We start from the raw sequence: 5,046 nt of genomic DNA on the forward strand, positions 1-5,046 counted from the left end.
GCCAGTGGTCGTCAGGTTGCCGGGCGGAGGGCGATTTTCATCAAGCCCGACGCATGGCAGACCGATCTGTGGGTAGGCGTTCTCGGCGCTCAAGGAGCTTGTGTCGTCGCGATGGCCATCGGTCGCCGTATCGCGACACTCCGCTATGACGCGCGCCTCAGATCAGTCCGCAAGACTCGCCGCGGGTTCACGGTGGCCCGGGTTGGCATTCGGGTCGTCCTGTCCGGTCCGCCGATGGCAATTCGATCGGTGACCGGCCATGCGAACGTCCTGCGAACGGTTGGAGAAGCTCGAACGCAGCCTTCGGCTCGCCCTCGATCATGAATGGCCCCGGCTTGCCACTACTCAGGGGCGGTTGAAGTCGCTGGCGCCCCGCCCCATCCCGCCGCTCCCTCCCGCCGCGTCCCGGATGCCTTCGGTGGCCACGGTGGCGACCGACGGCGGGGAGAACCGGCTCAATCTCGATCCGATCGAGCTCCATGTTCTCCGGGTGGCGGACAGCTTCGGGCAGGTTTACTTCGAGGATTTCATCGCCCAGTCCCTGACGCCGGAGGAAATCCTGCGCTTCTTCTTCCAGTCCCATCCACGGCTCCAGCGCTTCATCGCCTATCTCCGGATCGACTGGAACGACCTGTTTCCGCAATCCGATTTCCAGCGGGGCCACATGCTCTCGATGCTGCGCGAGCTCATGGAATGGGCCGCCCTCCTCAAGCTGGCCACGAGTTCGCCCCCCAAGCTTCTCATCCGCGATGGACTCCTGCGGAGCGTGCTTCTTCCGGAACGCGTCTTCGATGCGCTTCGAGATCGATTCGAGATGCTGACCGTCCAGCACGGACACCTGCTGGTGGGGGTCGCCAAGCGGTCCCGGGTGATCAACTACCTCTCCGCCGCCCTCGCGCTCAGCGAGACGTTCGGCAGCGACCGTCCCGCTTTCGTGGAAATCCCGGCGGCGCTGGAAAGGGAGGCCGCCCCGGCGCAGTACCGCTGGGTCAACGGTCGCGCCATTGGCCGCCTCCACATCGCCCGGTTGGACCGGGGGACGGGGGTGCCCCTCATGCCGGTGGACATCGCGGCCTGGCAGACCGGGCGAATTGAGGAGGCCATGGCCGTCCTGCATGAGTCCGCCCGGGCCAGCTTTCCCATTCGCGGCTACCCACAGGCCCTGGTTGAGGCCCACGCGCACGCTCACCTGGGCGGCCTCGAAGTCGAACTTCTGGAGCAGATGCTCATGGAACAACTCGCCACCCGCGATCCGGCGGCGGTTCAGGTGGCTCACGAACTCCGACTCCTCGGCCGGCGCCTCGCCCGGGAGAATCCACACGATGAACAAGAAGACGGCTGATCTCTACGCGCCCGTGCCGGCGGTCGGGATGTTGAAGGGCTTCTCGCCGCTCCCTCATCAACTCGAGGTGGACGTCGTGGTCCCGCATCAGGAGGGGGGCATGCCCGGCTTCGGCGAGTTTCTCCTGGTGGAGTTGGGGGACACCGAAGCCCTCGTGGGCCGGGTCAGCCGGTATCACGCCGCCGGGCAGCTCACCACCGAACGGGGCGATGCCTACCTGAGCGACATCGCCAAAACCGAGGACGGAATCCCGCCGGCCATGATGCGCCGCGTCCTCAGGTACACCCTCAAGGTCCAGCTCCTCGGCCATCTTGAGTCCGGCGGCCTACAGAACGGGTTCTCTTTCACCGTCGGCCAGCGCGCCTTCGCCACCCTCGGGAAGAAGGTCCGCGTGCCCTCCGATGCGGCCCTTGCCTACCTCTGCAACGTCGGTCTGGAGGACGATCCAACCGCGGTGAAGCTGGGTCATCTCGTGTACGGGCAACGGGAACTGCCCGACGTTCCCGTCCGGTTCAGCGTCGCCCGCCTCAAAGGCCGGCGCAGCTTCGTCTTCGCGCGCGCCGGGTACGGGAAGAGCAACCTGATCAAGTACCTGATGGCTCAGCTCTACAGCGCGCCCCCCGACGTGGGCCTCCTCATCTTCGATCCCGAGGGCGAATATGCGCTGCCCGACGCCCACGGGCGCCCAGGCATGGTCAATGTGCCCGGCCTGCGCCATCGCATCAGCCTCTACACCCAGCGTCACGTCGATCCGCAGTTCGCCAATGTGGTCAAGGGCACGACCTTTCTGGATTTCAGGGACTTCCCGCCCCAGGACATCGTGGCCGCCGTAATTCCGCAGGAGAAACAGGATGCCGTCTTCGCCAACCTCGTTCGCAGCCAGGACTGGCAACAGTGGAAGGCGCTGGTGGACCTCCTCGCCGAGAAGGGATTCGCCACCGAGGACACCGAAATCGCCCGGTTACTCCGTTACCGGGCCCGCAAGGACGACGTCAGCCTCGCCGCCATCAAGAACAACCTCGTGCCTGCCATCCGTCGCTTTCACCGCGCCGGCAGCACCCTCGGGAAGAACATCCTGGAGGAGCTGCGCCAGGGCCGCGTGGTGATCGTCGATGTGTCGTTCCTCACGGGGGAGGACAGCCTCGCCGTCACCGGCATGCTCCTGTGGCGGATCTTCCAGCACAATCTCCGGCACCTCACCGACGTGGCCCAACGCACGGTCCGATGCGTCGCCATCCTTGAGGAAGCCCAGACCCTGCTCGGCGACCGCCGACTCGATGACCGGGACGTCTTCGTCCGGTGGGTGAAGGAGGGCCGCAAGTACGGCCTGGGCTGCGTTCTCATCACCCAGCAGCCCAGCTCGATATCCAGCCAGATCATCAGCCAGGGCGACAACTTCTTCGTCTTCCATCTCCTCAACGACGGGGACCTCCAGACCCTCAAGAAGCACAACGCCTACTTCACCGACGAGATACTCGGGTTCATCCGGGCCGAACCCATCGCCGGCAACTGCTACTTCTGGAGCGCCCCCAGCCAGCCCTTCGTCCTGTCGGCCCGGGTCTGCGATTTCGAAAGCATCTGTCAGTCCACCACCGCGCCCACGGCACCGGAACAGGAACCCGAACCGGCCCGAACGGAGGCTCGACTGGACCCGGGGAAACTCGCTGCCCTGACCGCCCGGGCCGTCCAGTCCGCGCTCGCCGTGAACCCGCGCCTCTGGCTCTACCCCGTCGGAAAGCTGCTCGATCAAGCGGGCGACGGATGGGTGGCGTTCAGCCGGGACTACCTCCACGACATCGTCGCCGCCACGGTGGCCGACGAGGCGCAGCTCCGGCACTCGCCCGAGGGCCCGGACTGGATCCAGGCGAAGCTTCCGGTCGAGATCGAGACGGTGTTGAAGCGCCACAACGTCCGCAGCGGCTACGCGGCGCTGGCGGGAGTCGTCCGACCCGTCTGGGCCCTGCCCCTCGCCGAATTCGAACTTCAGGCCGGCAAGACCCTCCAGCCCCGGCCCGCCGATGTCACCGCCGGCATCTGAGCCGTAGCCAAGGATTGGGGTCCACTTCAACTTCCGCACTTCAGGTGCCTCAAAGCACGTCATTCAGCAGGGTTGCCTTAATGAACCGCGCGGGATTGTCGCGATCATGCATCAATGCGGCGAAGTGGGCTTCGCCGCACTTGATCTTGCCGCTTTCACGGTCGCGCAGGTCGTCGGTAAACAGGCTGCTCTTGGTTTCCACCACGAAGAAGAGGCGCTCTGAACCGTTCTTCTCGACCAGGACAGCCCAGTCAGGGTTGTAGGTGCCCAGCGGGGTCGGGACTTTGAACCATGCAGGGAGCTTGGCGTAAACTTTGATGGCCTCGTTCTTCTCCATCTGCTCGGCGAAGGTGCGCTCGGTGTCGGACTGGTAAATGACCTGTTCGTGGACGGCCTTCGAGGCGTCGATCATGGACCTCAGGTAGCCGGTCAGCTCCTTCTGCTCGAAGAGTTCCTGCGCGTAGTAGAACTCGCCGCCAAGCCGTTGGTACTTGATGCCGTCGACCAATGCCAAGCGCTTGGCACGGTTGATCGCCTCGCTCGCCAACTCAACGAACTGCTGGGGGTTGCGCTTGAAATCATCCAAACGACCACTCGTGGTCAGGATTCGAGCGATGCTGCGACGCGTGAGCTGCGTGCGGTCTTGCAGCTCCGTCAGGACGTCCGGCAGCTCAATGTCACCCTCCTCGATGTTCACAGGAGCCGAGGTCGTCGTTTCGGTGGCTTCCACACCGGCACGGCCGATGGCCACGTCCGCCTTGCGCCAGTGGAGGCGTGTCCGGGTGATGGGTGGGGCCTCTTGAATGGCCTGGGTGCAGCTGCTCAGCAGGGCCGCGTTATCGAAGCGCACCCGGTAGGTGGTCTGGTGCTTGATCCGGTCCCAAAGCGCCTTGAACTCCTCGCTCTGGAGCACCGCTCGCCGGGTCATCACCTGCTTCCGTTCGTCGGCGTTCTTGATCTCCAGCCGCCCGGCCAGCTTGCGAAGGATTTCCCGGATCTGGGGCAGTTGCTCGGTGAACTGGGTGGGAACCGCCAGGGTGCCATCCTTCAGCGCCTTCTTGAGCGCCTCCTGCACCTTGCCCTTGGCGTCGAGGTAGCCCCCGGCACGAAGATGGGTCCACAGCTCCTTGGACTGGTCGAAACCCAGCGGGGTGGACTTGCCGTCGGGACCGGGCACCGCGATGCCGGCAAACTGGTGCTCCGCCACAATGCCAAAGCGGATGCCCGTATCGTCTTCGATCTCCTTCTGCAAATTCTCGGCGAACTGTTCGTAGCTCTCGGTGGCCACCACGGTGAGGGTGTTGACCTCGAAGCCGCGCATTCGCTCGCCGGCCTGGTTCACGCACAGCCGCAGCCCGCGGCCGATCGTCTGACGGCGCTCACGTTCGGTGCCCATTTCCCGGAGCGCACAAATCTGGAACACGTTCGGATTGTCCCAGCCCTCACGCAACGCCGAGTGGGAGAAGATGAACTTCAGCTTGGTGTCGAAGCTCAGCAGCTTCTCCTTGTCCCGCATGATCAGGCTGTACGTGTCGTCGTCGGCCTTCGTGTCGCCCCGGGTGTCCCTGGCGACTTCCACGGTCTTGCTGCCGACCTTCTTCCTGTCCACGGAGAAGTACCCGTCGTGGACCAGCGCCGCATCCGTGGTGACGTCCACTTCCTCGAA

Annotated in this window: 3 protein-coding genes; 2 read left to right on the top strand and 1 reads right to left on the bottom strand. The window is 64.8% G+C overall.

The window, feature by feature from the left end:
- Positions 1-259 precede the first annotated feature (259 nt).
- A complete protein-coding gene (locus tag KF833_24305) occupies positions 260-1,342 on the top strand; it encodes a DNA double-strand break repair nuclease NurA (protein ID MBX3748441.1) in 1,083 nt (360 codons plus the stop codon).
- Positions 1,323-3,380 (top strand): ATP-binding protein, encoded by a 2,058-nt coding sequence (locus KF833_24310; protein ID MBX3748442.1) that lies wholly within the window; start codon positions 1,323-1,325, stop codon positions 3,378-3,380. The genes KF833_24305 and KF833_24310 overlap by 20 nt, the downstream gene beginning before the upstream one ends.
- A 49-nt stretch (positions 3,381-3,429) precedes the next feature.
- On the opposite strand, the gene KF833_24315 is transcribed toward KF833_24310, so the two are convergent.
- Positions 3,430-5,046: restriction endonuclease subunit R (locus tag KF833_24315; protein ID MBX3748443.1), on the bottom strand; the 1,617-nt coding region annotated here is incomplete at its 5' end.

It is taken from the genome of Verrucomicrobiia bacterium (assembly GCA_019634625.1).
In the GTDB taxonomy this organism is placed as follows: domain Bacteria; phylum Verrucomicrobiota; class Verrucomicrobiia; order Limisphaerales; family CAIMTB01; genus CAIMTB01.

What these genes read in the sequence shown, in the direction of transcription:
- KF833_24305 (MBX3748441.1), top strand. Translation starts at nt 260, where the DNA reads ATGCGAACGTCCTGCGAACGGTTGGAGAAGCTCGAACGCAGCCTTCGG.
- KF833_24310 (MBX3748442.1), top strand. Translation starts at nt 1,323, where the DNA reads ATGAACAAGAAGACGGCTGATCTCTACGCGCCCGTGCCGGCGGTCGGG.